This is a genomic window from Pseudomonas sp. MM213 (genome assembly GCF_020423045.1).
Classification (GTDB): Bacteria; Pseudomonadota; Gammaproteobacteria; order Pseudomonadales; family Pseudomonadaceae; genus Aquipseudomonas; species Aquipseudomonas migulae.
Window position 1 is genome coordinate 1,000,017 of record NZ_CP081943.1, and the last position, 25,218, is coordinate 1,025,234.

The window sequence follows — 25,218 nt, forward strand, 5'->3', positions numbered from 1 at the left end:
TTTGTTCTGTGTGGTGTTGGAGTTTTGTTGTGGGCTCTGAGCCGCTTCCACATTGCGCTATCATTGCGTCTTTCCCCTTCAAAGATTGACTGCCATGACTGCCTCAACCGACACCTTGCTCAACGCCCTCGAACACTGCGGAATGGTGGAAATCGACGGCTTGCATGCCTTCGAATTCGCCCTTGATGTCGACGACAATCTGCACATCGAATGCATGGACGGTCGAGCGGCCAAACATTGGGAGTTCACCCCAGCGCAAATCGAGGCGGCGACCTTCGATACCACATTGCAGAGCTGGCTGATCAAGGACAACGGCGGCGAACACCGCCTTGTCTGCCTCGGCGACGTCATCAGCGGCGACAACGAAGACGACGAACAAGAGGATGCGTAACCTCTGGCCGTTGTTGATCGCCGGCAGCATCGGCGCAATGGGTGTTCAGGCCGCATCCGCCGACGACTATCAATTGCTCGTGGGTTCCTACACCGCAGGGCAAAGCCAGGGCATTTATCGCCTGAATTTCGACAGCGCCACCGGGCAGCTCGACGCCAGGCCGTTGCAAGTGGTCAACAGCGAAAACCCGTCCTGGTTGACCCTGTCCAACGATCAACGTCACCTGTTCGTGGTCAACGAAAACGGCCCGGGACAGAAAGACCCGGTTGGGCGCGTCAGCAGTTATGCGATCGACGCCAAAACCCATACGCTGCGCTTGATCAATCAGGTCCAGAGCCTGGGCAACGAGCCGACCCATTCGAGCCTCAGTGGCGATGCCAGCCACCTGTTCGTCAGCAATTATTCAGTGGCTGAAGACCCCGGCGGCACGCTGGCGGTGTTGCCGGTGGGCGCCGATGGCACGCTCAAAACCGTGGTGCAAATGAGCAGTCATCCGTCCAGCCGGGTCAACCCCGAGCGGCAGATGTCGGCGCATGTGCATTCGACGGTGTCCTCGCCGGATGGCAAGTTTGTGTTCTCCAATGATTTGGGCGCGGACAAGATCTTTGTCTATCGCTTCGATCCGAAGGCCAACCCGGACTTGCCGTTGATCGCGGCCACACCCGCGTCGGTCCAGTTGCCGCCCGGCAGCGGACCACGGCATTTGCTGTTCAGTGCCGATGGCAAACACGCGTGGCTGACCCTGGAAATGAGCGCGCAGGTCGCGGTGTTCGATTACCGCGACGGCACGCTTGAGCAAACGCAAATGGTCGATCTGGCGGCCGGGCAACCGACGTCGGACAAAGCCGCCGCAGCGTTGCATGCATCAACGGATGGCAAATTCCTCTACGTCAGCAACCGTGGCACCGCCAATCAGTTGCTGGTGTTTGCCATTGACCCTGCGACCGGGCACCTCAAAGAGCTGCAACGCCGTTCGGTGGAAGGGGATCACCCACGCGAGTTCAGCCTCGATCCGAGTGGCCGGTTCGTGCTGATCGCCAATCAGAAGAGCAACCAGATTGTCGTCCTCGAACTCGATGCCAAGAGCGGTCTGCTGGGTAAAACCGTGCAGAAACTGCCAATGGATGCTCCGAGCGATCTGAAATTCCTGGTGCGTCAATAGGCCGCAGGCCCCGGTTGATGGGGCCTGCATCCTTCTATTAATGACGCTGATATCTGCTACTGCTACAAAAGATTTCAAGGCGTCAGCCTCGGCAGTTAAGTTTGCTTCACGGCCCCACCGGGCAAGCAAGCCAACTGAATCCGAGGAATACCGCCATGAACTTCAATCTCTTTTCTGTCATCGCCGCATCCGCCATCTCTGCCACCGTTGCTCTGCCAGCCAGCGCCAACGTTGAAATCAGCGACAAAAAATCCCACGCCCAGAGCTACACCCAGAAATACCTGCAACAGAGCGCCAACTTCTACGCAGCCCTGGATCACAAAACCCAAGCCTGAAAGCTAAACCCTGCACCCTTTATGCAGGAGCGAAGTCACTTGCGCGGATCAAGCTGAAAAGCTTCGAGAAAGCCTGAGTGATGTCGCTCCTGCATAACGCGTTTACGACAGCATCATATTGCTATTAATGCTGCGCTTGATATCACATGGCCATGAGTTTAAATTTGACGCTGATTTATTGACTCCTTCTACTATAAAAAGGATCGACAGCATGGCGATGCGTCTGGCCGTGGTACTTCTATTCCTCTATTCAACCCCCATTTTATCTGCCGCAACGCCTGTTCCTGGCGAGCCTGACGCTGCCCGAGAGCGCATGATGAGTTTTATCGAAGGCTGAAATAGACTGGCTTAATGATCAACGAAGCTGATGGTGACTATGGATAACCCTGAGTGGTTATCACAGCTTTTTTGATCGATTCTGTGGGCACTGAAACATGCCCACGGAGAACACCATGGCCAGCGCAATCCTCACTTCTGCCAAACACGGCGCCTACCTGGCCATCGGTCTTTACGTGGCGCTGGTGTTGGTTGTCAGCATTACCGCGCAATCGCAACACGAAATCGACGCACCGATTCAGGTCGCTTATCCCGCCATTCAGTTCGAGCACCGCGCACAAAACGCCGTGATCGATCAAGCAGACGTGGCGGGAGTGACAGGGGCATGAAAGGGGGCAAACTCTGGGTCATCGCCTTCCTGGCGTTCATGACCAATGGCTCATCACTGTTGGGCATCGGACAAGCCTCGGCAGGTTCCGTGGCTCGCGCTATCGAAGCCAATCACAACCTCGCTCGCAGCATCGAAACCGAAAAGGCCATGGGCCTGCTGGCCGGTAATCCACCGATCAAACGCCAAGGCGATTTCTTCGGGCCGTTCCAGGTCGATTGCTCGGTGCTGCAGATGTGTGAAGTGTTCGCCTGATACGCCACCACCCCCTGTAGGAGCGAGGCTTGCCCGCGAAGCTTTTGGCGGTCTTGATGACCCCTTCGCGGGCAAGCCTCGCTCCTACACGGGGGGCGGTTATTTCTTCATGATTGATGTGAACAGGTCCGACTCCAGAAAACGCTGTAGCCACGCCTGCAACCGCACGTAAGGCGTCTGCCCGAACCACTCGCGATCGACATGGGCGAACTGCCGCACGAACGGCATCAACGCCACATCCGCCAGGCTCGGATGCACTGCCAGCAAGTAATCGCGGCCCTCCAGCAACGCCTCCAGCCTGCGCAAGAACACCTCACCCTCGCTGCGATAAAACGCCATTGGCTGCTCGGGATAACGCTCGGCGTACTTGTAACGATTCAGGTGCACTTTGAACACCTGATCGTTCTCTTCGATCAACGCGGCGATCTGCGCTTGCCCCGCAGGATCATCCTTGAGCAACCAATCCTGCGGATCGTTCTGTGCCAATGCCCAGTGCATGATCGCCAGGCTCTCATCGATGACCTGGCCGTCGACGCTCAGCACCGGCACCGTGCCTTTGCTCGACAGCGCCAGCATCTCGGCAGGCTTGGCCTTCAGGCTGACCTCGACGATGTTCACCGCAACGTCCGAGTAACGCAGGGCCATCCGCGCCCGCATGGCGTACGGGCAGCGGCGGAAGGAGTACAGCGTGGTCATTTCACCTCCAGGGTACTCAGGCCGTTGCCCTGACGGTGGACCTGGATCTGCACCGGGATCCGTTCGTGCATTTCCTGTACGTGGGAAATCACCGCGACCTTGCGGCCCTGAGCCTGCAAGCCATCGAGGGCATCCATCGCCAGTTGCAGGGATTCCGGATCGAGGCTGCCGAAGCCTTCGTCGATGAACAGCGATTCGATTTTCAGCGTGCTCGACGCCATCGATGCCAGGCCCAATGCCAGGGCCAGCGACACCAGGAACGTCTCGCCGCCGGACAGCGAATGCACCGAACGCAGCTCGTCGCCCATCTCGGTGTCCATCACCAGCAAGCCCAGCATGCTGCCGCCGCGTTTGAGGCGATAGCGCCGCACCAGTTGCCGCAACTGCACGTTGGCATGATGCACCAGCAGGTCGAGGTTGTAGGCCTGGGCGATCTTGCGGAAGGTGTCGCCGGTCGCGGAGCCGATCAAGGCATTCAAGCGCGCCCAGCGCTGATACTCGCTGTAAGCGTCGGCGATCTGTTGCGCCAGGGCCTGATTGGCGTTCTGCCGGCGCTGGTCCTCGGCCTGTTCGGCGCGCAGTTCGGCGCAACGGTGCTCGCTGGCGGCAAACTGGTTTTGCAGTTCGGTCAGGGCGCTGTCCAGTTGCGCGGCATCGAGATTACCGTTGTGCTGCGCCTGATGACTGGCCAGACGCTTATCGCGTTCCTGCAACAACACCTTGGCTTGTTCGATAGCTTTTTCGTTGTGCTGCAACCGTTGGCGCAATTCGCTGACCTGCTGGTCGTCGACGCTCAGCAACTGCTCAAGGCCACCGTCATCCAGTTCCGGATGCAAGGCACGCCAGTCGGCAATCTTCAGGCCCAGTTCACGATCTTCGCTTTCAAGGGCGAGCAGGCGGTCTTGCTGCGCTTTCAGTTCCGCTGCCAATTGCACCAGGCGCGTGCGCACCGATTGCAGTTCCTGACTGACGGTCGCCTGGGCATTGCGCGCCTGTTCGACGGCTTGATCCAGTTGCTGTTGCCAGTGTTCGGCGCTGCTGTGGGAGCCGAGCAGTTGCGTCAGTTGCTGCTGGCAAGCCTGTTGCTGCTCGGTGAGCGTGGTGAACTGGCGCTGAGCGGTTTCCAGCTGCTGGACGCGGGTCAGTTGACGATCCTGTTCCTTCTCCAGCGTCTGCTGGCGTTGTAGCTGTTCGCTCAGTTCATCGCGTTGCTGGTCGAGTTGCTCCAGGCGCTGGGCGATCTGCCGGTCGAGCTGCATGAAGGTAGCAGCCGGTTCGTTGCGCAAGGCGTCCAGTGTGTCGGCCGGGAGCAGGGTGCTGAACGCGATCAACTCTTCGTCCAGGCGCTGATGGTCATTGCTCAACTCGCGTTGCTGGTTGGCCAGGTGCTGGGTCGCCTGCAGACTCGCGGTTTCGGCGTTGCGCAGTTGCTGTTGCAGGCGCGTGGCGTCCTGCTGCAGGGTGAGCAGGGCGGTCTGGCGCTGTTCGTCCTGCGTGATGCTTTGGTTCAACTGGCTGTTTTGCTGGTTCAACCAGGCATCGCGTTTGGCGCTGTCCTGGGTGAAAAGCTGCGCGGATAACGGGTGCGCATCGAGGCTCGGGGCCAGGCTTTGCTGCTGAGCGAGCAGTTGTTCATGCTGTTGCAGCAATTCCTTCTGTTGCGCAATCACGCCGCCGACTTCGGTACGCAGGTCGGTGAGTTTTTCCTTGAGCGAATCCACCGTTTTTTGCGCGTTGGCCTGTTCGCTTTCATCATGGCGGCCGAGGCTTTGCAGCAGCGCTTCGGGCTGATGATAAGGATGGTCAGGGCTGCCGCAGACCGGGCAGGGCTGATCGTCCTGCAATTGCTCGCGAAGCTCTTCGACACTGGCGCTGCGTGCCAGACGCTGACGTTCCAGCAGTTCGCGGGTCACCGTCAGGGTCTGTTCGGCCACGGTCAATTCGTTTTTGGTTTTCACCCCGTCCTGAGTCAGGCGGTCGCGCTCCTGCTGGGCAACGGTTTGACGTTGCTGCAATTCGGCGATGCGCTTGTCCAGTTCCTGCTGGCCAGTCCACAGCCGCGTCAGCTCTTCAATGGCGCGCAGTTGCTTGCGGTTGTCCTGCAACAGAGTGCCCAGCAGCTGGATCTGTTCGGCCACCGCATCAGGCTCGGCGCCGGCCTCTTTGTAGAGCACTTCCAGATTCTGTTTTTGCGCCGCCAATTCCTCGGCGGCATGGGTGGCGTTCTGCTCCAGAGAGGCCAGTTCCGCCTGCCCCTTGTTCAATCGATTGCCGATCAGCATCAATTGTTGCAAGCGGTCGCGGTAGGCGTTCCAGGCATCGCTGAGCGGCGCCAGATGGGTGCTTTGCTCAAGTTCGGCGGCAATCCGTTGCAGGCGCTCGGCAACCCGGTTCTGCTGCTCAAGCAAACCTTGAATCGTCTGTTGGCCTTCGGAGCAGGCCCGTTCCGCTTGCTGCTTGAGGTCGGCGCTGAGGCCGGTGTCCTTGATCAGGCGGGCGAGGGTGCTTTGCGCCTCAAAGGCCTGGCGCAGCAGTGGCGCGCTTGAGGTGTGTTGGCTTTGTGCCTCGATCAGCGCGGTTTGCGCCGCGCTGAGACTGTGTTCGAGTTGCGTCTGACGGGTTTGCAGATCCTGTTCTTGCCCGGTGTGCTGCTGGATCTGCGCGGCCAGCGGCGTGAGCTGTGCGGTCAGTTCGGTCTTGCGGGCGAACTGGTGCCGTTGTGGTGCCAGTTGTTCCAGTCGAGTCAGCTTCAAGCGTTCGCTGGCCAGGTTTTCCCAGTCCTGCCGGGCGCTGGTCAGTTGCTCGGTGGCGCTGAGCTGCTCGTCCTGCAATTGGCGCAGCTCTTTCAGCCAGGTGTGTTGCAACTCCAACTGTTTGAGTTGCGCCTGTTGAGTCTTCAATTGCTGCTGTGCTTCGTTGAAGCGTTCATCCAGTTCTGCGCGGGCTTCGTTCGACAGCGGCGTGACGCCGGTGGCCTGATCCTGCAACAGCTTGTGCGCTTCACGGGCCTCTTTGGCCTTGTCGAAGGCGCGACGGCCGAGACGCGTGTAGAGCGCGGTGTCGGTGAGTTTTTCCAGCAGTTCGCTGCGTTCGTTGTCGTTGGCCTTGAGGAACGCACTGAATTCGCTCTGGGCCAGCAACACGGCACGGGTGAACTGCTCGAAGTTCAGGCCCAGGACTGCTTCGAGCTGGACCTTGAATTCAACCTTCTGACTGGCCAGCAGTTGATCCAGATCGATGTCGCGCAAGCTCTGACGGCTGTGTTGCAGCTTGCCGCCGGCCTTTTCCCGGGCGCGATTGGCTTCCCAGCGCGCGCGGTAGCGACGGCCATCGATGCCGACGAAATCCACTTCGGCATAGCCTTCGCCCGTACCGCGACGCAGCAACGTGCGCGGGTCGCCGGTGCTGATCTCGCCGTCGGCGTCCGGCGCTTTGGCCGACACTTGCGCGTTGCTCAGCCGCGGCACGGCGCCGAACAGCGCCAGGCACAAGGCATCGAGCAAGGTGCTTTTACCGGCACCGGTCGGCCCGGTGATGGCGAACAAACCGGCGCTGGCCAATGGTTCGGCGGTGAAGTCGATTTCAAACGGCCCGGCCAGGGAGGCGAGGTTTTTCAGACGGATCGCGAGAATTTTCATGGCTGTTCGCTCTCCATTTGCACGTCTTGCAACAGCTCGGCGAAGTCCTTCAGCGTTTGCTCATCGACCTCGCTGCCGTAGTTGTCCTGCCAGGCGCGGCTGAACAATTCCTGAGGCGTGAGCTGGTCCAGTTCAACCAGGGTCGCACCGTCATCGAGGCCATCACGGCTGCCGTTGCCGGCGTACTCAGCGGCGATGCGCACCAGGCGCACGGCTTTGCCTTGCAGCGCGGTTTCGACCTGATGGCGCAAGTCGGGTTGTGGCTCGTCGAGGCGCACCCGTACTTCCAGCCACGGCTGACGCTGAGTGTCGGCGAGCAAGTCGATGTTCGGCAGGTCGCCCAGTTGCAGCAGGATGTCAGCCAGAGGTGCCGGGCCGATACGTTGCAGGTTGACGGCGCGGGGAATCAGTTTCGGTTCGACGCTGATCAGGGTTTCGCCGTCGAGCCGGACGTCGAGAATCTGATGCTGATAACCGATTTCGGAGAACGACAATGGAATCGGCGAGCCGCTGTAGCGAATGCGTTCTTCACCGTTGACCTTCTGTGGTTTGTGCAAGTGGCCAAGGGCAACGTAGCTGATGCTCGGGCCGAAGAGACTGGCGGGCAGCGCTTCGGCGTTGCCGATGATCAGGCTGCGCTCGGAATCTTCGGACACCGAACCGCCGGCCATGTGCGCATGACTGATGGCAATCAGCGCCTGACCTTTCTTGCGTTTGGCGTTGGCTGCTTCGATCAGCCACTCGTGAACCTGGCCAATCCCGCGCAGGTAGTTGTCGCCCAGGTGCGCGCCGGTCACTTCGGCAGGTCGCAAAAATGGCAACGCCAGGCACCAGGCGACGGTTTTGCCCTTGGCGTCCGGCAGTGGCAGCAGCAGGCGCTCGGCGTCGAGTTGGCCGTCATCCAGCCACAACACACGACCCAGCGCATGCGTGCGCAAACGGCGCATCAACGGTGCAGGCAATTCGATGCGCGAGCCGGAATCATGATTGCCGGCGATCATCACGATGGTCAGCTTCGGCTGTTGTTCGTGTGCGCTGACGATGAAATCGTAGAGGCGTTCCTGGGCTTTGACCGGTGGATTGACCGTGTCGAAAATATCGCCGGCGATCAACAGCACATCGGGCTGGTCCAGTTTCAGTTGATGCAGCAGCCAATCGAGGAAACAGCCGTGCTCGAAATCGCGTTCCTGGCCGTGCAGGTTCTGCCCAAGGTGCCAGTCGGAGGTGTGAAACAGACGCAAGGCGAGCTCCGTAGGAAATAAGGTGATGGCCGCGTGGGAAATGATGAGCGGCTAAAGAGGGGAGAGTTTACTGGTAAACAGGTCGGATGTGGCCACGCGCGGACCCTGTTGTGGCCCGCGGACAATGTGGCAAAGGGAAAACCCTTCCTTTACCAGGGGGCAGTTCGTTGTTCGTTATGGAAAACACCTTATGCGCGATGTTTGCCGGTCGGATTTGCGCGCTGCACCTCGGCAAAGATCTCTGTGATCGGTCGGCGTGGCTGGCGTTTGTGCAAGGCGCGAACCTCGGCGCTCATCCGCACGAGTTCTTCGCTGGGTTTCGCCCATTGCTCTTTCGGCAGCGGCTCGGACCATTGGCGCATGACGTCGGGCATGGCCTGCGGGCCGATTTTCTGCAGGCGGCGCACTTCCCATTCGACCAGGTGGTTGGGAATCGTCCAAAAGGTCATGACGTGGAACAGGTACCAGAAAAAAACCGAGAACCGGGTGCGCTGGCCGTCGCGGATTTGTTGATGAAGGCGTGCGCGAGCGTTGTGGAAAGTGTGCAGGCCTTCGCGGGGCGGGTCGTCGGGGCCTTGCAGGTCTAGCGGGTCCTGAATGGATTTGAGGTCGTGGATTTCGTGTTCCATGTAGCCGCGAATCGCTTCCCAGTAGCTGATGGCGATGGGCAGGCCGGCGCAGGGGAATTCGACGCTGGTGAGGATTTCGCCATGCTGGAAACCGATGCCCATGCCGTATTGACGACGGACGCCGTACTGGGTGACGCCTTGGGCTTCGATGACCCAGGCGGAGAGGGATTCCCAGGGGACGAAGACGGGTTCGGTGGCGTTTTCGGGCATGAAGCAGACTTCGCGGCGCTGGCGGTTGAATCGGGTGGGGATGATGCTGAGGCGTTTTTTGTGGTTGTGATGCCAGACGGCCAGGCCGATGAGAAGAGAGCAGAGGCCTGTTACTAGCGCGTAGCCATAGCCTTCATCGAATAAACCGGTTACCGAGTCCTAGATATCTTCCCAGCCGTAACCAAAAATTACGCCTAGAAATCCAGTGAATAATGGGAATAGGAATACAACCATAAAGGTCCCGCTGAAGGGTAAGCCTAGTATGACTTGCCATGAAAACACCTCTGGCGATCCCAATCCGAAGTCCATGAACACCTCATTGAACTCCCCGATATGAGGTCCATGTGGCGGCAGTGCTGTCGGCAGGGGCAATGGTGCGAGATAAGTGATCCTGCCGCTGGGAAACAGTTCGACGTCACCGGCGTTGCGGGAGGGCTCAAGGTGCGAGGGAGTTGGAGATACATCAATCTTGGTGGGCATGGTCAGCCAGCTCCAGTAGGTGGGTTTCAACCAGCAACAGCGGTGGATGCCCGGTGACGGATTGACGGGGCGACGAAGGGAAGCGGCCCTGTCCATGGCTGTCACCGCTCATGCGCGACGTTTGTCCGTTGGATTTGCGCGCTGCACCTCGGCAAAGATCTCTGTGATCGGTCGGCGTGGCTGGCGTTTGTGCAAGGCGCGAACCTCGGCGCTCATCCGCACGAGTTCTTCGCTGGGTTTCGCCCATTGCTCTTTCGGCAGCGGCTCGGACCATTGGCGCATGACGTCGGGCATGGCCTGCGGGCCGATTTTCTGCAGGCGGCGCACTTCCCATTCGACCAGGTGGTTGGGAATCGTCCAAAAGGTCATGACGTGGAACAGGTACCAGAAAAAAACCGAGAGCCGGGTGCGCTGGCCGTCGCGGATTTGTTGATGAAGGCGTGCGCGAGCGTTGTGGAAAGTGTGCAGGCCTTCGCGGGGCGGGTCGTTTGGGCCTTGGAGATCTTGAAGGTCCTGAATGGATTTGAGGTCATGGATTTCGTGTTCCATGTAGCCGCGGATCGCTTCCCAGTGGCTGATGGCCAAGGAGAGGCCGAAGCAAGGGAATTCGACGCTGGTCAGGGTCTCGCCGTGCTGGAAACCGATGCCCATGCCGTATTGGCGATGGATGCCGTATTGGGTGGCGCCCTGGGCTTCGATGACCCAGGCGGAAAGGGATTCCCAGGGGACAAAGAGCGGTTCAGTAGCGTTTTCGGGCATGAAGCAGACTTCGCGACGTTGGCGATTGAAGCGGGTGGGGACGATGCTGAGGCGTTTTTTGTGGTTGTGGTGCCAGACAGCCAGGCCGATGAGTAGCATGAGAAAACCGCCCTGTACGGCTAGCGGGTAGGCCACACTGAAAACTCCCTTTATGGCATGAGTAATATCGTCCCAGCCCATCCCGAACACAAAGAACATGAAGCCGACAAACAAAGGCACTAAGGCTGCAGCAGAGAATGCAACACTGAATGGTCCACCTAATATGGCTTGCCATGAAAATATCTGCGGTGATCCCAACCCGAAGTCCATGTACACCTCATTGAGTTCCCCGATGTGAGGACCGTGCGGCGGCATGGGTGTCGGCAGAGGCAACGGCGCGAGATAAGTGATCCTGCCGCTGGGAAACGGCTCGACATCACCGGCGTTTCGGGATTGCGCGGGAACCGGGTCGGGCATCGGAACGTTACTCTTGATGGGCATGGTCAGCCATCTCCAGCAAATGGGTTTCAACCAGCAACAGCGGCGGATGCTCGCTGACAGATTGAATCGGCAGTACCGGGAAACGCCCCACACTGCGAGGGTTGATCCGAATGACTTGGGTCCGTGGCTCCCAGATCCCGTTGGCGCTCAGAGTCTCGACACAGACCGCCAGCTCCAGCGTTTCAGACGCTGGGGTAAACTCGGCGTCAGGATTTGCTGGATACCGCAGGCACAGCACCAGCCGATCGGGTTCCGCTTGCACGAGGCGCAGGCTGGCCGCCACCTCATCGCTGATGACCTCCTTGCGTTCTTGCGGCACACCACGGCTGTGCAGGGGCACGGAAAGACGGCGGGCACCGATCCCCAGACGGTGTATTGGTTTTCCATTCAGCGGTGGCTGAAAGTCACTGAGCTTGCGCCTTGGCAGGACCAGATGAATGTCGCTGGGCTTGGCTTTCAGCAGCAAATTTTTCAGCCATGAGTCGTGTTCGTTCGGGCCCAGTTGCGCATACGGGGCGTTGAGCAAGTAGTCCAGATAGCGCCGATATTCATCCAGGGCATGGTCGCCACGCTTATCGGAATCCAGGCTCCATGGCGTGGTTTTCAGCCATTTGTCATGAGCGCTGAGGTTGTAGCGGTTGTACAACCAGGTTCCACCCAGTTCCAAAATTGTGAACAGTGCACCGGCCAGATTGAAGCGGAAGAACACCGTAGACAGTCGAGTGCCCGCAGCGGCCCAAGCAGTCGTTCGGACTGCGGCATCCTGTGCTGTCAGTACTTTTAAGGTGGCGTGAACCGTGTGACTCAACCCATAGGCATTAACCGATGTCATGCCGCCTGCGCCTATTGTGGCTATCGCGGCACTACTCTGTTCGGCGCGATCTCCGGTACGTATCGCCTGCTGCAATTTCTGCTGTTGGGCATTGAAGCTGGACAGTGAGGCAACAAGACCAAAACCGTACGTAAAAAGGCCTAAGCCAACATGCATCTTCCCCATCTGCACACGCACATTTTGCAATGCATGACGCTGAAGTCCCGCGACGAGATCTGTGCTCTGCGCCTTTAGAGCGGTATCCGCCAGACTCTGTGCCGCAGCGAATCCCGCAGCCCCGGTAGCCATCGCAGAATTGAAAACGGGCATCCAGACTCGCTTGTTTTTAGATTGCTTGGTGAGCTCTTTGATGACCGAAACCAAATTCACCCCCTGCACCAAAAACACCAACAACCCCATCCCCTCACTTCGAATCAATTCCCCATTCGGCACGCCTTGAACCCCCAGGCGAATATCTTTCAGCAAACTCCGCACCTCCATCTGCTGCGCCGGTGGAAACACCACCGTCACTCCCGCCCGAGCCTGTGTCGCGCCATGCAACCGCACCGACTGATCCGGCAGTTCCGCAATCGGGCTCAACGCGCTGGCCAATTGTCCTTCCAACAACGTCAACTGCCGACGTACGCGCAGGATCTCGTACTGCAACTCCACTGCCCGTGGCGTCTTGTGCCCCTGGCGATTCTTGTTGTGGGTGATCTGGTTGCGTTCGCGGGTCAGTACTTGCAGATAGTCGCGTTCCCTGAGCATTTCCTTGAGCTGGGTTTGCAACGCCGCGTGTTCCGCCGGGCTGGCGACGGTGAAGGTCACGCCGGTGGTTCTTGCGGCGTCGAGGATCCGTCCCGATAGCGCCTTGGGCAGTTTGCGGAACAGCTCGTCGAGGTCGGGGATTTTCTCGCCCGTCAGATCGAACCCCTCCAGCACCTGGCTCAAGCCCTGGTTCAGCGCGGGGCTGAGGCTGTGCCGGGCTGCGTCAGCGACAGTGCGGGTGTGTTCCGGCAAGTCGTCGAGCGCCGGCAGGTGCGGTCGTTCGATCTTGTTCAGCTCGGCCAGCCAGAGCGGCAGGTTGTTGAACCACCCCATCACGGCATTGAACACGTTGGTGTATTGCGCGGCCTTTTCCGATTGCAGGCGCAGCGGCAAGGTATGGAACAGCGGTCGGGTCAGTTCCGGGTGTTCCTCCAGATAACCGAGCAGGATGGCGCTGGCGTGGTCGCTGCGGCAGATGTCCTTGAGGCAGGCGTATTCGGCGGTGAAGGCCTGATGCAGTTGCTGTTGATCCTGAGCGTCGTAATACCAGGCCGAACGATGGAAGTGACCGGCCGCCACCAGCCCTGTGCGGTCGGCGGTGAGACGATCGAGCATCCGGTTCCAGCGGCTGAGGTCGTCGCGATGCCGATCCAGCGCCGCGTCCATGGCCGGGCGGTCGATCAAGTCATTGATCCCGCGTTTACCGTTGAGCCATGAGCCGTCGAGCCCCTCACTGACACGTCGGTGGTGGTCCTGGCCGAGGTGAATCAGCGTGTGCAGGTGACGGTCGACGAAAGCGTCGGGCGCGCCGGCGAAATGTTTGCGTGTGTAAAAGCGCCGATCGGCGGCTGCAATGGCGCGCTCTTCGGTCGTGAAGTCCGGCGTGAGGCTGTCGAACCGGTTCAGCTCACGAGCGCCATCGACGGCTTGATTGCGCAATGACTCCAGTTCCGGCGGTGCCGGTACGTCCAGCGGTTCAACGTTGCCACCCTTGTTCAGGTAGTCGAGCAAGGCCTGGCGAGTGCGTTCGCGATCCGGCTCCGGCAGCTGTTCCAGATCGTCGAACAGTGCCTTGACCTTCGGGTGGGTGTCGGCCTTGCCCAGGGCACTGATGTCCTCGGCACTGAGCTGGCTCAGGGATTCGATGTAACAGGCCAACAGGTAATCGCGTTCGTTGTTATCGGCATTGATCCAGTCGTTGACCCAACCGACGACAGTGTCCTGGTACTCGGCCAGGTCGCGCAGCACACCGAGGTCGTCATTCACCACGAGGAACAGCGTGTCGTCCTGATAAGGTCCGCGCACCTGGCCCAGAAACTCGCCGATGTGCGCCTCGCGAAAGCGCCGTGGCTGCTCCCACAAATAGGGTTCACGCTCGTGCTCGGGGGCATCGCTGACCTGCACTGTCGGCAGCGTCACGGCGTCGGTTTGCGCCTGCGGGGTCGGCACGGTCGCAAGTTCCGCCAGCCACTGTTTGCCTTGGTCGACCGTGAGCAAGTGCTCACCACCGGTTTCGCAATCCACCGGACCCAGGTCGACGACTTGCATGAAGTGCTCGCGCTCCTCACGGCTGTCGAGCACTTGCGCGCATTTGGTCGCCGTCCATTGCACTTCGGCAAAGTTCACATACAGGGTGCTGCGTCTTGAAAAGATCAGCGCCGGACGTTCCTCAATGGGCGTGCGCTGATCGCTGCCGACCTTATTGCCCTTGTGCAGCAGGGCGCTGATCAATCCGTTGTGCACCTGATATTCGTGGAGTTCACCGGTCACGCTGTCGATCACATACAACCAGCCATCGCGCAGCATACGAATACCCAACGGACGGGCCGTCAGGGCGTAGGGTAATTTCAGTGCGGAGCCGGGATCGAGGGGCTTTTCCACCAGGCCATAGCGCAGGGGCAGCAACTGCACTTGGGTTTTGCGCAGAGGGCAGGCACCGGGGGAACCGATGGCGGTTTTCGAGGCGGCCGCCGCCGCAAGGTTGGCAGGGTGGGTCATGGTCGTTCCCCTTCAGTGGCATAGCGGCAGGCCAGATCAGCGGCCAGCGCGACGCGCTCACCGGGCGATTGCAGCGATGACGTGTGAAGCAATTGGGCGATGTGCGGATGTTGTTCGAGCGCCGAACCGTCCAGCCAGGCCATGACGTTGGCGTAGTAAAAAAGCTCGGATTGGCCACTCAGGCCGAGAGTGATGGCTTGCGCCTCCAGTTGTTCAAGCAAGGGCCAGCGTTGAGCGACGGTTTCGCCGCGGTGGAGTGCAGGGAAGTACGTGAGCAAATGGGCGTCGAGTTCGAGCAATGCCCGGCGCCGATCAACATGTTCCAGCGCTGCATTCAGTTCAGGGCTCAGACGATAGGGCGTCGGCAGCTCAGGGCATTCATTCAACAAGGGGTGATGACGATGCCAATGGACCTCGACGCTGTCGGCCATCACCAGGCAGGAAATCGGGCCGAACAAACGCTGATCGCCGCTGCCGAACAGCGCCTGTGCCACAGCCGCATCGGCCAGGCGCAAAACCACCGGCAGGCCTTCGGGCAACTCAACGGTCAGCAGTTTGCGTAAGTGTTGAGCGACGTCATGTGCGGGCTGGCTGCTGAACAACAACACTCCCCACTCTTCGTGCGCCTGTTGCAGATAGAACTGAAAAACCGGGTCGTCAGTACCTGGAATGGCCACCAGCAGCGGTGAGATATCCCGCAGTGCGGTGAAGGGGGCACTGTCATACAGCGCAACCGTGCTGACAGCGGGATTGAGTGTTTTCAAGCGCTGCGGCAAATCGCTGAAGGTCGTGCCGTCCAGCAACAGGAACGCCTGCTGCTCGCTCCAGGGCAGGTCTTCAGGCAAGGGAATCGAAAGTTTCATGCTTGGGCGGCCTCGCAAATCAGGCAGCGCGAGGCACGAGTTGAAACCAGGGCGCGGCGTTGCTGCGCCACGTGAAACGCCACTTCCAGCAAGGGCAATGCGCCCGGCATCAGCGGCTCTGCCGGCAGGCTCATGGGCGGTGAGCCGCCCTGCAGAATCGGTACGCTGCTGAAAATACCTTCCGGCCCCAACACCAGCCATTGACCGCCACCCACGAGCCCCAGGTGCGTCCCGCCATTGATCACGACTTGTTGCACGGCGCTGAAGTGGAGTTGTTGCGTAGCGCTGAGTCGTTGATTGGCGACGCGAACATGCTGCGAGCCAAGGACCACGAGGTGATCGTCCTGCCTGAGTTCGGTCAGTCGGTTGCCTTGGGTCAAGTGGCGTTCTTCGCCGCGCAATTCGTGGCTGCTGATGCCACCGACCAGCACGCTGCGCTGGTTGTCGACCTGAAGGCGGTCATCGTTCAGAACGTGCTGCACGAAATCGCGCTGGGCGCGCAGGGCAATTTCCTCGGCGCCTTTTCTGTCCTCGATGCGCAGCTCGTTGTAACCGCCACCGCCGGGGCTGCTTTGGCTACGGAAAATGCTGCGGGTGTGCTCGGCGGGCAAATCCAGAGGTACCGGTGTCGCGGCGTTGGGCAGGCAGGCAACGACGACGGGTTTGTCCGGATCGCCCTCAGTGAAACCCACCAGCACTTCCATGCCGACTCGCGGGATTTGCACACTGCCGTAGCGGTCATGGGCCCAGCCCGTGGCGACACGCAACCAGCAACTCGATTGTTCGTTGTGCTGGCCGTCGCGGTCCCAGAGCAGCTGGACTTTGACCCGCCCGTACTGATCACAATAAATCTCTTCCCCGGGCGGCCCCGTAACGACGGCATGCTGGTTGCCCGTCATCCGGGGCTTGGGGTGTTCCAGGGACGGTCGGAAAATCACCTCCCACGGCGTGGCGACAAATTCGTTACGGTAACCCTGACGAAATCCATCCTCCGGGCTGGAGTCAGGCATCGACTCCTCAAGCACCTGCGGCTGTAAGCCGACATGCTCGACTTGCGTCAACAACCACAGCCCGTTCCATTGCGCGCGAGGGTGTTTGGTCATCTCGACAAAGTGGCCACTGCGCAGGGCACTTTGGTCGCTGCGTCCGTTGGCAAGCCGGTAATCGGCGCGGTGACGTTCCAGTGCCTGGTTGGCCAGATGTTTACCACGGTCTCGATGGAGGAACTGGCCTGGAAAGGCATAGTCCTCAAGGTGCGGGACCAGCGGTTTTTCAGACTGGCTGTCGAGTTGCAGGTCCGGTTTCTCGAAGTCGTAATCACGACGGCTGACGTGGGTCGGGCGGGTATTCAGTTGTAGCTTGAATTGGTCGATGACAGGCGCTTCGGCGACCATGCCGCTGGCTTGCCTGTACGCGGTTGACCGTTCTGGTTTCGGAAAACCGGTTTGATCGTCGCCGAACACCAGCACATGCCCCTCGGCGCTGTGCTGGAAGTGGAAGTGCAAACCTTCCTCCTCACACAGCCTTTGAAGAAAATGCAGGTCGGTTTCGTACTGAACACAATAAAGTCGGGGCCGGTACTCGGCGCTTAGTTGGAATCGCCAGGTATCGGGCTGTATTCCCTGCTCTTTGAGCACCTGTTCGATGATTTTCGGCACGTTCTGGTGCTGAAAAATACGCTGATTGTGGCAGTGGGTGAGATAGGCGAGGCGGGGCACCAGGGTCATCTGATAGCGGGTCAGGCGTTTGCCGCTATCGCCTTGGGCGATTTGATAAACCTGCCCGTGAAGGCCCGCGTCGTCTGGACCGAAACGCAGAAAAGCCGAACGATGCAACAGTGCATCGAGGTCCAGGTCGGGGCGTTCGCTGACCAGCTCCAGCTTGACTTCGTAAGGCCGGTTAAGTGCTTCCTTGGCACGGAACTCGACGACCTGAAGGTCGTGGGGGAAACCTTCAATATTGAGTCTGAAAATGACGGGTTTGACGGCGCTGAACATCCACATTTCCTTGTGTCTATTTCAAGACACCGGACTTTGCGTGGATCGCCTGAATAGCACAGTCAGACGTTTCGATATTTAGCGTAGGAAGGATCCGTTAAGCGCCGGATCGCTGTCGAAGGTTCTGACGTGACAGGGCGTCATCCGTAGGAGTTTCGTCTCAACAGTCAGTTAACGTTACTTCGGGTAGAGCGGTGGCAGGCCGCTGTCGCCGACCGGGTCTTGAACCCGCTCGGCAATCGGGATTGCCTTGATCGCGCGCCACAGTTCTTCACCTTGCCAATGCTGGCCGGTTTCGCTGTACAGCGCCCCGTTCAAACCATCCAGCGCGTCCGACAGCGGCACGAAACGCGCCGCCATGTCGGCCAGGGTTTCCGGTTGTTGCCGGGCCCAGGCGTCGAGGGCCTGGCGGGTGGCGTGGGAGTCGTTGGCCTGACAGGCGCGCTTGAGGTCGTCGAGCACGGTACGCGGGCTCGGGCCGGTCTGGGCCGCGCGCAGGATCGCCGGTTGCCAGCGGGCACGCCACCAGAGGCCGAAACCCAGCAGGGTGGTGCAGGCGAGAATGATGGTGCTGAGTTTCCACCACCAGAGCGCTTCATTGTCGGCAGGGGAAATGACCAGCGGCGTGCCGGCCGGGGTATCGACCATCAAGCCCGGATTGTTCACCACTTGCAGCGTCCGCGCCGGCAGGCTGCTGTGTTCCAGATGATCTTCGAAGGTGTTCCACCAGACCACATCCACAGCCGGCAACTCGACGTTCCCCCGCTGGACAGGCACCAGCGCCTCACGGTCCTCGCGGCTGCCGATCAGGCCGCGCTCGCTATTCTGGTTGACCAGCACCGGCTGATCCGGATAGCGCCGCAAGCCGTTGACGTCGGTGGCCGGCAATGGCGGCAGTTGTGAACTGGCCAATCCTTCGGCTTCCAAAATCAGGCTGCGAGTCAGCGAGTCACCCACTTGCGTGTGATCCGGTTCCGGATTCCAGCTCTCGCTCAGGGTCAGGCTGCGGGCCGGCAGCCAAGGCACGTCAGCCGGGTAAGTGGCAGGTTTCGGCTTGACGGTCAGCGGCAGTTCGACCGAGCTGACACGCATCAATTTGCCGGATTTCGGCACCTGGGACTCGACGTCCTTGGCCGGCTGCGCGTCCACCAGCGTGGCGCTGAAAACCTGCGCCGGAATGGTCAACTGGCCGCTGTGTTGCGGGTAGATCGCGTAGCGCAATTCGATCACGCCATGGCGCAGGCCGTTGATGTCTTTTTCGTAAGTGCGCGACTCGCCCAACTGCTCGATGCGCGCATCGGGAATCTGCAGCGGAGTCAGGCTGCTGTCGTCATACAGCGACACGGAATGGTAGATACGCAAGGTCAGGAGCGCCTGGGCCTGCACGTACACGCTGTTTTGATCGAGGCTGGCGTCGATGAATACCGGGGCCAGTTTTTGCGTGCTGTCCTGGGTTTCGCTCTCGACCACTTGCAAGGTGATCGGCTGGCTCTGCACATCGCCCAGTTGCAGCGACGGAATCACCACGCTGCCGTTCTGGCGAGGCAGCAGGGTGATGATCCAGCGGGTGGTGGCGCCGTTGCCGCCGTTAAGGGTCGTCAACTGGTTGACCTGGCGGGTGCCGCGCACTTCAAACAGCGGCTCCAGCGCCGTCAGGTCAGGCTTGCCGAACTGGGTGACATCGTTGGACTCCAGGGTCAGCTCGACCGTTTCGCCGGAGTTCAGGCGACTGCGGTCGACACTGGCGACCAGTTGCGCAGCCTGGGCCTGAACGGTCCAGATAAACAGAGCAAGCATGAAAGCGGTGAAGCGGGTCATCGGGTTTTTTCCTGATCCTGATGTTGCTGCTGTTCGTACCAGAATTTGCGCCTGAGCAATTCGCCCGGGTCGTCCGGGATCTTGCGCAGCCATTGTTCCAGCGCCTGGCGCTGTTCGCCATCGATGGTATCGCTGGCAGGGCGCAACGGCGGGGTGGTGCTTTGTTCGTCGCCCAACTCGCTGCCGGGCACCTCATTGGTGCCGGGGCGCGCCGGTGTCGTATCCGACTGTTCTGCATCGGGTGCCGTGGTCTGGGCATCGGACTTCGGTTCGCCACTGTTCGACTGTTGGGTGGCTGCGCCCGGCGGTGGTTCCTGCGGGGTCCCGGTCTCGTCGCCTTCGGTTTTGTCCGGTTCAACGGGTGCCGGCGTGTTTTTCTGCTTGATCAAGCTTTCCACCAAAGCCTTGTTGGTCTGCGCCGGGCGCAGATCCGGTTGCCGCTCCAGTGCCTGATCGTAAGCATCCAGCGCTGCTTCCAGCTCACCGCCTTTGGCCAGGGCGTTGCCACGATTGTAGTGGGCGTGGGCATCATTGCCTTCGGCGAACCGCTGGGCGGCGCCGCTGTAGTCGCCGGCCTCGTAGAGCGCCACGCCTTGCCATTGCCGATCCTGGAAATGTTGCGCGGCCTCGGCCGGACGCTTCTTTTTCAATAGATGCAGGCCTTGCTGGTCAGGGCGCAACCACAAGTCTTCGAAGTCGAAGGCATGGCTCGGCTGCGGCAACAGGAACAGCAGCGGCAGGCAGAGCAGCCAGCCGCGTCGACCGGCGCAGGCCGCCAACAGCAACAGCGGCAACAACAGCCAATAACCCTGATCAGCCCAGCTATCGAGACGCAGGGTCTGGCCGTCATTGCGCAAGTTGCGCGGGCCATCGAGCAAGCCGAGGGCGCGCAGGTCGGCATCGTCCAGGCGCGCGTGGCGATAGCGCCCATCGAGGCCGTTGACGAACGCTTTCAGGTTCGGCTCGTCGAGGTGCGGCACCAGAATCGCGCCCTGATCATCCTTGAGGAAACTGCCGTCCTCCTGAGTGATTGGCGCACCTTCGGCGGTGCCGATGCCGAGCATCAAAAACCGGGTCGACTTGCCGTCCAGCGCCTGCTGAATGCCTTCTCGTTCCAGTTCGGTCAGAGACGAGCCGATCAGCAGAATCCGGCCGTCACCCAGCGCGCCTTGACTCAGCAGCGCTAGGGCCTTGGTCACCGCGAGATCGGCGCGATGGCCGGTCTGGGGCATCAACGACGGTTTGAGCGCCTCCAGCAGATTGCGGCTGGTAGACAGGTCATCCGACAGCGGCACCAGCGTGTGTGCGCTGCCGGCGTAGACGACGATGGCGGTCTGGGCGTCGCTGCGGTTTTGCAGCAGGTCGAACAGCTTGCGCCGGGCCTGTTCCAGTCGGTTTGGCGTCACGTCGGTGGCGAGCATCTCCGGGGTCAGCTCAAGGATCACCACCAGCGGGTCGGCGGGTTTCTGGCTGGCTTGCTCGATGCGCTCCCAGCTCGGCCCCAACAGCGCCAGAATCGTCAGCAGCCACGCCACACCGAGGGCGACCCACGGCAATTTGCTGTCGCGACCGTTGCCGCCACTGAGCAGCGCGGAATGAAAGGCCGGCGGCAGAATCATCTGCCAGCGCCCGGCGCGCTTCTGTCGATGCCAGAGTTGCCAGAGCAACCAGCCGAGCAGCGGCAACAGCAGCAGCCACCAGGGACGGAACCAGTAAGGCCACAGCGCACTCATCGGCGCCTCCGCAGGCGCAGGCGCTTGAGTCGCTGGCGCCAGTCAGGCAGTTGCGTTTGCAAGAACAGATCCTTGGTAAACAGGCGCTGCAACGGGTTATCCGGCCAGCGTTCGCGCGCCACCAGCAACAGGCTCAACAGCAGCGCCATCGCCAACGGCCAGTGATACAACGCTTGCGCCGGGCGGGCCTGGGTCGGTTGCTGGGTCACGGGTTCCAGTTGATCGAGGGTTTCCTTGATCGTTTGCAATTCCTTGCCGTCGCGAGCGCGGAAATACTGGCCGCCCGTGGCGGCGGCAATGGCTTTCAGCGCAGGCTCGTCGAGGTCCAGGCTCGGGTTGATGCCGAGGAATCCTGCGGTGCCGCTTTGCTCGGGATCGGCGCCGATGCCGATCGGGTAGATTTTCACGCCTTCCTTGGCCGCCAGCCGCGCGGCGGTCAGCGGGTCGATTTCGCCGCCGTTGTTGGCACCATCGGTGACCAGAATCAGCACACGGCTTTGCGCCGGACGCAGGCGCAGGCGTTTGAGCGCGAGACCGATGGCGTCGCCGATGGCGGTGTTTTTACCGGCGATGCCGATGCGCGCTTCGTCGAGCCAGACCCGCACAGTGCGCCGGTCAAACGTCAGCGGGGCTTGCAGGTACGCTCTGCTGCCGAACAGGATCAGGCCGACACGGTCGCCTTCGCGTCGCTCCAGAAAATCACCGAGCAAATGTTGCACCAGCGTAAGGCGGCTGACTTCCTCGTCCTGCCACTGCATGTCAGGGAAATCCATGGAGCCGGAAACGTCCACCGCCACCAGCAGGTCACGGCCACTGGCGGCAATCGGCAACGGTTCGCCGAGCCATTGCGGGCGCGCTGCAGCGATCAGCAAAAACAGCCACAGCAGAATGAACGGTGCTTGTTGCCGCCAGGCTGGCAGGTTGGCCCGGGCACGGCGCCGGGCCAGGCCTTCGAGGTCACTGAGGAAACTGACTTTTAGCGCCGGTTCGCCGCTGTCGGCCACCGGCAGCACGATGCGCATCAACCACGGCAGCGGCAGCAGGGCGAAGATCCACGGCCAGGCGAACTCAAACATGTTTGCGAATCCACGTGTCGACGGCTTGGGTCAGGCCGGCGATGGCCTTGTCGTCGAGTTTGCATTCGGGTTTGTAGGCGCCTTCGACCAGTACCATCCAGCGCGTCAGCCCGGCGGCCGGGCAACGGTTGTCGAGAAACGCCAGCCATTTGCGCCCGTTGAGGGTGTGGCTCTGGCTGTAGGGGTAATGGTTGCGGCACAGGCGTTTGAGCAAGCCATTGAGTTGCTGCAGCCAGGCACCGGCCGGTGCGCCGTCGTAAGGTTTGGGCATCAGCGCCAGTTCGGCCAGTGCGGCGATGCGCACCGGGTCCAGCGGTTGTTCGGCGCGCACGATGGGGCGCTTGTTCGGCAGGAAACGCCGGGCCTTCCACAGGCCGAAGCCGATCAGCGGCAGTAACAACAGCAAAAACCACCAGCCCGGTGCCGGTGGCCAGAAGCCAATCGGCGGCGGGGAAATCAGCGGTTGCAGTTGATCGAGGCTGCTCATCGATATTTCCCCGGTTTTTGCGGGTTCAGGTACTCGCGCAGTTGTTCGACCATCTCGCTCTGAGTGCTCAGGGGCATCAACAACACCCGCAGTTTTTGCGCGAGCAATTCCCAATGGGCGATGCGCGCTTCGGCCTGGGCGCGGTAGGTCTGGCGCAGGTCGAAATTCAGCGTGTCGAGTTCCAGTTGCGCGCCGCGTTCGGCAAAGCGCAAAAGGCCGGCAGCGGGCAGGGCGTGGTCCAGTGGGTCGGACAGTGGCAGCAGCAACAGGTCGCAATGGCGCGACAGCAGGCTCAATTGCTGCTCGGAGCCCTCAGTCAACGCGCGCTCGTCGCAGATCACGATCACCAGGCTGCCGGGGCGCAGCACCTCCCGGGCACGACGCAGGGCCAGGTTGAGGGCATCGCGGTTCTGCTCGCTTTCGGTGTGCAACGACTGATTGACACGCACCAGCCGGTTGAGAAATTGCAGCAGGCTTTGTTTGCTGCGCCGGGGCTTGATTTCGTAGTGTTCGTTATCGCCGAACACCAGCCCGCCGACCCGATCGTTATGGCCGAGTGCGGCCCAGCCGATCAGGCTGGCGGCCTGGGCGGCGAGCACCGATTTGAACATCAGCCCCGAACCGAAAAACAGCCGTCGGCTCTGTTCGACCATGATGAAAATCGGCCGCTCGCGTTCTTCGTGGAACAGCTTGGTGTGCGGTTCCTGGGTTCGGGCGGTGACGCGCCAGTCGATGCTGCGCACGTCGTCGCCGGCCTGATAGACCCGCACCTGATCGAAATCGACACCACGGCCACGCAGCTTGGAGTGGTGCAGGCCGATCAGCGGGCTGCGCTGGCTCGGCGTGGAGAACAGCTGCACTTCACGCACGCGATGGCGCATCTCGATCAGCTCGGCGAGGCTGACGCGGATGCCCGGCTCGGGCGGCAGAATGACGTTCATCGGGGTCAAGCGACGGCTACGACGTCGAGAATCCGCTGGACCACCCGGTCCTGGTCGATGCCAGCGGCTTCGGCTTCAAAGGACAGAATGATGCGGTGACGCAATACGTCGAACAGCACCGCTTGAATGTCTTCCGGGCTGACGAAGTCGCGACCGGCCAGCCAGGCGTGGGCGCGGGCACAGCGGTCGAGGGCGATCGAACCGCGCGGGCTGGCGCCGTAGGCAATCCACTCGGCCATCTCCGGGTCGAACTTGGCCGGCGTGCGCGTGGCCATGACCAGTTGCACCAGGTATTCCTCCACGGCGTCGGCCATGTACAGACCGAGGATTTCCTTGCGGGCGGCGAAAATGGCCTGCTGGCTGACCCGGCGCTCCGGTTTGGTTTCGCCGTTCAAGGCTTCGCCACGGGCCTGTTGCAGGATGCGGCGTTCGACGGTGGCGTCCGGGAAGCCGATTTTCACGTGCATCAGGAAGCGGTCCAGCTGCGCTTCGGGCAGCGGGTATGTGCCTTCCTGCTCGATCGGGTTTTGCGTGGCCATCACCAGGAACAGCGGCGACAGCTCGTAGGTGCTGCGCCCGACACTGACCTGACGCTCGCCCATGGCTTCAAGCAAAGCCGACTGAACCTTGGCCGGGGCACGGTTGATTTCGTCCGCCAGCACCAGGTTGTGGAAGATCGGGCCTTGCTGGAACACGAAACTGCCGGTTTCCGGGCGATAGATTTCCGTGCCGGTGATGTCGGCAGGCAACAGGTCAGGGGTGAACTGGATGCGATGGAACTGGGCTTCGATGCCTTCGGCGAGTTCTTTGATGGCCTTGGTCTTGGCCAGGCCGGGAGCGCCCTCGACCAGCATGTGGCCGTCGGCAAGCAGGGCGATGAGCAAGCGCTCGATGAGTTTTTCCTGGCCGAGAATCTGCGTTGAAAGAAAGGTTCGCAGCGCGAGCAGCGCTTCACGATGTTCCATCGATGACTGTTCCTGGAAAGGGTGACCGAAGACGTTCGAATAACGCCAGGGCTGGGGGCGTTACTTTAATCTATCGCGGGGGGCGGCGACTAACGGCATTTTGTGCAAATGTGCGCAGGAGGTGGGTTATCGATGTTGTTTCGGAGAATGTGGCGATCTTGCGGACGCCTTCGCGGGCAAGCCTCGCTCCTACAGGATCAGGGTAGCCGCGATATTGCGCTCGGCCTAAACCTGTAGGAGCGAGGCTTGCCCGCGAAGAGGCCCGTCCAGGCAACATCAAATCTCGCTGATGTAAGTCCCGGTCCCCTTAAGGATGTTCTGCAAGGTTTCTTCCACTTCCGCCAGATCACTCGCACTCGTGCTGTGCGTAATCTCCAGCGAATCATCCCCATTCAACGCATCCGCATCCGCCGCAGCGATTTCGATCAGCAAGCGGGTAGGGCTCAGCGTCACTTTCACGCCGTCCAGCGTCGAAGGTTCGCCATCAAGGGTGATCTCCAGCTCGTCCTCGTCCGGGTAGCGGCTCATCAGGAACATTTCACCCTGATCGCTGTGGCAGGCGAGCATGGCCATGTTGTCTTCTTCCTCGTCACACGGGTTGACGATCAACAGGGCGGTGGTCATTTTCATGGGTATTTCCTGGCTCGGCGAGCGTTGTGAACACAACAAAAGGCAATTCTGCCAGCCCTCGGGAATTTCTGCTCGGCTGACTGTCAGAGAATGTGACGTGAACATTCGGGGCGCTGTTGGTCATTTCTGGCACGAAGGTGCTGTAAATCCGGGCATAAAACGCCCAATTTCCTACACGACTGCTAGTGTTG

The 25,218-nt window shown here is 60.7% G+C and carries 22 protein-coding genes; 6 read left to right on the forward strand and 16 right to left on the reverse strand.

The genetic code is table 11. The features are described 5' to 3' along the window. Positions 1–94: 94 nt before the first annotated feature. The 6 genes from K5R88_RS04620 to K5R88_RS04640 all read left to right on the forward strand — a co-directional run bounded on the left by K5R88_RS04620 (position 95) and on the right by K5R88_RS04640 (position 2,807). Entirely contained in the window at positions 95–391 is a 297-nt protein-coding gene (locus tag K5R88_RS04620; RefSeq protein ID WP_226299297.1) for a DUF5629 family protein, read from the forward strand. Further along, positions 384–1,553, forward strand: a complete 1,170-nt coding sequence (locus tag K5R88_RS04625) for a lactonase family protein (RefSeq protein ID WP_226299298.1) — start codon at positions 384–386, stop codon at positions 1,551–1,553. The genes K5R88_RS04620 and K5R88_RS04625 overlap by 8 nt, the downstream gene beginning before the upstream one ends. A 155-nt stretch (positions 1,554–1,708) precedes the next feature. Beyond that, a complete protein-coding gene (locus tag K5R88_RS04630) occupies positions 1,709–1,888 on the forward strand; it encodes a hypothetical protein (RefSeq protein WP_008030101.1) in 180 nt (59 codons plus the stop codon). Between the two features lie 211 nt (positions 1,889–2,099). Next, a complete protein-coding gene (locus K5R88_RS30725; RefSeq protein ID WP_008030104.1) occupies positions 2,100–2,225 on the forward strand; it encodes a hypothetical protein in 126 nt (41 codons plus the stop codon). 115 nt (positions 2,226–2,340) lie between these two features. Continuing rightward, the gene (locus K5R88_RS04635) at positions 2,341–2,553 is read left to right on the forward strand and encodes a hypothetical protein (protein ID WP_192496295.1); all 213 of its coding nucleotides are present in this window, start codon (positions 2,341–2,343) and stop codon (positions 2,551–2,553) included. Then, positions 2,550–2,807 carry a hypothetical protein gene (locus K5R88_RS04640; protein WP_008030107.1) on the forward strand — a complete coding sequence of 86 codons (258 nt, stop codon included), beginning with the start codon at positions 2,550–2,552 and terminating at the stop codon, positions 2,805–2,807. The genes K5R88_RS04635 and K5R88_RS04640 overlap by 4 nt, the downstream gene beginning before the upstream one ends. A gap of 99 nt (positions 2,808–2,906) precedes the next feature. Here K5R88_RS04640 and K5R88_RS04645 read toward each other — a convergent pair whose 3' ends face one another. From K5R88_RS04645 to K5R88_RS04720, 16 genes are all read right to left on the reverse strand, one after another. Continuing rightward, a complete protein-coding gene (locus tag K5R88_RS04645) occupies positions 2,907–3,503 on the reverse strand; it encodes a glutathione S-transferase (protein WP_226299299.1) in 597 nt (198 codons plus the stop codon). Next, positions 3,500–7,141: an SbcC/MukB-like Walker B domain-containing protein gene (locus tag K5R88_RS04650; RefSeq protein ID WP_226299300.1), complete on the reverse strand. Its 3,642-nt coding sequence runs from the start codon at positions 7,139–7,141 to the stop codon at positions 3,500–3,502. Before K5R88_RS04650 ends, K5R88_RS04645 begins: the two co-directional genes overlap by 4 nt. Further along, positions 7,138–8,382 (reverse strand): exonuclease SbcCD subunit D C-terminal domain-containing protein, encoded by a 1,245-nt coding sequence (locus K5R88_RS04655; protein ID WP_223451948.1) that lies wholly within the window; start codon positions 8,380–8,382, stop codon positions 7,138–7,140. The genes K5R88_RS04650 and K5R88_RS04655 overlap by 4 nt, the downstream gene beginning before the upstream one ends. A 188-nt stretch (positions 8,383–8,570) precedes the next feature. Next, the gene (locus K5R88_RS04660; protein WP_226299301.1) at positions 8,571–9,221 is read right to left on the reverse strand and encodes a hypothetical protein; all 651 of its coding nucleotides are present in this window, start codon (positions 9,219–9,221) and stop codon (positions 8,571–8,573) included. A gap of 159 nt (positions 9,222–9,380) precedes the next feature. Next, the gene (locus tag K5R88_RS04665; protein WP_226299302.1) at positions 9,381–9,701 is read right to left on the reverse strand and encodes a hypothetical protein; all 321 of its coding nucleotides are present in this window, start codon (positions 9,699–9,701) and stop codon (positions 9,381–9,383) included. 108 nt (positions 9,702–9,809) lie between these two features. Beyond that, positions 9,810–10,940 (reverse strand): hypothetical protein, encoded by a 1,131-nt coding sequence (locus tag K5R88_RS04670; RefSeq protein ID WP_226299303.1) that lies wholly within the window; start codon positions 10,938–10,940, stop codon positions 9,810–9,812. Next, positions 10,924–14,517, reverse strand: a complete 3,594-nt coding sequence (locus K5R88_RS04675) for a toxin VasX (RefSeq protein ID WP_226299304.1) — start codon at positions 14,515–14,517, stop codon at positions 10,924–10,926. The genes K5R88_RS04670 and K5R88_RS04675 overlap by 17 nt, the downstream gene beginning before the upstream one ends. Next, the gene (locus K5R88_RS04680) at positions 14,514–15,380 is read right to left on the reverse strand and encodes a DUF4123 domain-containing protein (protein WP_226299305.1); all 867 of its coding nucleotides are present in this window, start codon (positions 15,378–15,380) and stop codon (positions 14,514–14,516) included. The genes K5R88_RS04675 and K5R88_RS04680 overlap by 4 nt, the downstream gene beginning before the upstream one ends. Next, the gene (locus tag K5R88_RS04685) at positions 15,377–17,377 is read right to left on the reverse strand and encodes a type VI secretion system Vgr family protein (RefSeq protein ID WP_226299306.1); all 2,001 of its coding nucleotides are present in this window, start codon (positions 17,375–17,377) and stop codon (positions 15,377–15,379) included. Before K5R88_RS04685 ends, K5R88_RS04680 begins: the two co-directional genes overlap by 4 nt. Before the next feature lie 177 nt (positions 17,378–17,554). Next, on the reverse strand, positions 17,555–19,195 hold the full coding sequence (locus tag K5R88_RS04690) for a BatD family protein (RefSeq protein WP_226299307.1): 1,641 nt from the start codon (positions 19,193–19,195) through the stop codon (positions 17,555–17,557). Continuing rightward, complete coding sequence (locus K5R88_RS04695; protein WP_226299308.1) at positions 19,192–20,928, reverse strand: VWA domain-containing protein; 1,737 nt, start codon at positions 20,926–20,928, stop codon at positions 19,192–19,194. The genes K5R88_RS04690 and K5R88_RS04695 overlap by 4 nt, the downstream gene beginning before the upstream one ends. Continuing rightward, positions 20,925–22,004 carry a vWA domain-containing protein gene (locus K5R88_RS04700; protein WP_192496301.1) on the reverse strand — a complete coding sequence of 360 codons (1,080 nt, stop codon included), beginning with the start codon at positions 22,002–22,004 and terminating at the stop codon, positions 20,925–20,927. Before K5R88_RS04700 ends, K5R88_RS04695 begins: the two co-directional genes overlap by 4 nt. Then, the gene (locus K5R88_RS04705; RefSeq protein ID WP_008030120.1) at positions 21,997–22,491 is read right to left on the reverse strand and encodes a DUF4381 domain-containing protein; all 495 of its coding nucleotides are present in this window, start codon (positions 22,489–22,491) and stop codon (positions 21,997–21,999) included. The genes K5R88_RS04700 and K5R88_RS04705 overlap by 8 nt, the downstream gene beginning before the upstream one ends. Then, on the reverse strand, positions 22,488–23,432 hold the full coding sequence (locus K5R88_RS04710) for a DUF58 domain-containing protein (protein WP_008042897.1): 945 nt from the start codon (positions 23,430–23,432) through the stop codon (positions 22,488–22,490). The genes K5R88_RS04705 and K5R88_RS04710 overlap by 4 nt, the downstream gene beginning before the upstream one ends. 5 nt (positions 23,433–23,437) lie before the next feature. Continuing rightward, positions 23,438–24,397, reverse strand: a complete 960-nt coding sequence (locus K5R88_RS04715) for an AAA family ATPase (protein WP_008030123.1) — start codon at positions 24,395–24,397, stop codon at positions 23,438–23,440. A 276-nt stretch (positions 24,398–24,673) separates the two neighbouring features. Continuing rightward, the gene (locus K5R88_RS04720; protein ID WP_223451961.1) at positions 24,674–25,027 is read right to left on the reverse strand and encodes a hypothetical protein; all 354 of its coding nucleotides are present in this window, start codon (positions 25,025–25,027) and stop codon (positions 24,674–24,676) included. Positions 25,028–25,218 lie beyond the last annotated feature (191 nt).

Coding starts and splice junctions, on each gene's coding strand:
- K5R88_RS04620 (WP_226299297.1), top strand. CDS start 95: ATGACTGCCTCAACCGACACCTTGCTCAACGCCCTCGAACACTGCGGA.
- K5R88_RS04625 (WP_226299298.1), top strand. CDS start 384: ATGCGTAACCTCTGGCCGTTGTTGATCGCCGGCAGCATCGGCGCAATG.
- K5R88_RS04630 (WP_008030101.1), top strand. CDS start 1,709: ATGAACTTCAATCTCTTTTCTGTCATCGCCGCATCCGCCATCTCTGCC.
- K5R88_RS30725 (WP_008030104.1), top strand. CDS start 2,100: ATGGCGATGCGTCTGGCCGTGGTACTTCTATTCCTCTATTCAACCCCC.
- K5R88_RS04635 (WP_192496295.1), top strand. CDS start 2,341: ATGGCCAGCGCAATCCTCACTTCTGCCAAACACGGCGCCTACCTGGCC.
- K5R88_RS04640 (WP_008030107.1), top strand. CDS start 2,550: ATGAAAGGGGGCAAACTCTGGGTCATCGCCTTCCTGGCGTTCATGACC.
- K5R88_RS04645 (WP_226299299.1), bottom strand. CDS start 3,503: ATGACCACGCTGTACTCCTTCCGCCGCTGCCCGTACGCCATGCGGGCG.
- K5R88_RS04650 (WP_226299300.1), bottom strand. CDS start 7,141: ATGAAAATTCTCGCGATCCGTCTGAAAAACCTCGCCTCCCTGGCCGGG.
- K5R88_RS04660 (WP_226299301.1), bottom strand. CDS start 9,221: ATGCCCGAAAACGCCACCGAACCCGTCTTCGTCCCCTGGGAATCCCTC.
- K5R88_RS04665 (WP_226299302.1), bottom strand. CDS start 9,701: ATGCCCACCAAGATTGATGTATCTCCAACTCCCTCGCACCTTGAGCCC.
- K5R88_RS04670 (WP_226299303.1), bottom strand. CDS start 10,940: ATGCCCATCAAGAGTAACGTTCCGATGCCCGACCCGGTTCCCGCGCAA.
- K5R88_RS04675 (WP_226299304.1), bottom strand. CDS start 14,517: ATGACCCACCCTGCCAACCTTGCGGCGGCGGCCGCCTCGAAAACCGCC.
- K5R88_RS04680 (WP_226299305.1), bottom strand. CDS start 15,380: ATGAAACTTTCGATTCCCTTGCCTGAAGACCTGCCCTGGAGCGAGCAG.
- K5R88_RS04685 (WP_226299306.1), bottom strand. CDS start 17,377: ATGTTCAGCGCCGTCAAACCCGTCATTTTCAGACTCAATATTGAAGGT.
- K5R88_RS04690 (WP_226299307.1), bottom strand. CDS start 19,195: ATGACCCGCTTCACCGCTTTCATGCTTGCTCTGTTTATCTGGACCGTT.
- K5R88_RS04695 (WP_226299308.1), bottom strand. CDS start 20,928: ATGAGTGCGCTGTGGCCTTACTGGTTCCGTCCCTGGTGGCTGCTGCTG.
- K5R88_RS04700 (WP_192496301.1), bottom strand. CDS start 22,004: ATGTTTGAGTTCGCCTGGCCGTGGATCTTCGCCCTGCTGCCGCTGCCG.
- K5R88_RS04705 (WP_008030120.1), bottom strand. CDS start 22,491: ATGAGCAGCCTCGATCAACTGCAACCGCTGATTTCCCCGCCGCCGATT.
- K5R88_RS04710 (WP_008042897.1), bottom strand. CDS start 23,432: ATGAACGTCATTCTGCCGCCCGAGCCGGGCATCCGCGTCAGCCTCGCC.
- K5R88_RS04715 (WP_008030123.1), bottom strand. CDS start 24,397: ATGGAACATCGTGAAGCGCTGCTCGCGCTGCGAACCTTTCTTTCAACG.
- K5R88_RS04720 (WP_223451961.1), bottom strand. CDS start 25,027: ATGAAAATGACCACCGCCCTGTTGATCGTCAACCCGTGTGACGAGGAA.